Raw genomic sequence first — 684 nt, 5'->3', positions numbered from 1 at the left:
TCCCTAACCCAGCTCGCGGATCTGGGCATCGAGGTGAAGATCGCTACCGGTGACAACGCGCGGGTGGCCGAAAAGGTGTGCGCCGACTTGGGTTTGGCCTCAAAGGGAACCATCACCGGCGCGGAGATGGAACAATTCGGCGACGAAGAATTCGAGCACGCCGCACAGAATTACACCATCTTCGCCCGCATCTCGCCGGAGCAGAAGGCGCGGCTCATCACCGCGGCGCGGCGCACCGGCCGATCGGTGGGGTTCCTCGGCGATGGAGTCAACGACGCGCTGGCTCTGCATGCCGCCGACGTCGGGATCTCGGTGGACAGCGCCACCGACGTGGCCAAGGACGCCGCCGACGTGGTGCTGCTGGAGAAGGACCTCGGTGTGTTGGCCACCGGCGTCGCCGAGGGCCGGCGCATATTCGCCAACACCATCAAGTACGTGCTGATGGGCACGTCGAGCAACTTCGGGAACATGTTCAGCGCCGCGGCCGCATCGGCCCTGCTGCCGTTCCTGCCGATGCTGCCCAGCCAGATCCTGCTGAACAACCTGTTATACGACTCCTCGCAGCTGGCGATCCCCACCGACAGGGTCGACGCCGAGCAGCTGCACGCGCCGTCGCACTGGAACGTCGCGTTCATCCGCCGGTTCATGCTGATCTTCGGACCGATCAGCTCGCTGTTCGACTTC

General features: G+C 64.9%; 1 protein-coding gene. It reads left to right on the top strand.

Annotated features, from left to right (window positions below; genetic code table 11):
• On the top strand, positions 1 to 684 hold a 684-nt coding region (locus A9X04_RS25340; protein WP_156764263.1), incomplete at both ends, for an HAD-IC family P-type ATPase.

The organism is Mycobacterium sp. E3247 (assembly GCF_001667785.1).
Lineage (GTDB): Bacteria > Actinomycetota > Actinomycetes > Mycobacteriales > Mycobacteriaceae > Mycobacterium.
This window is presented reverse-complemented; position numbering and strand designations above follow the sequence as displayed.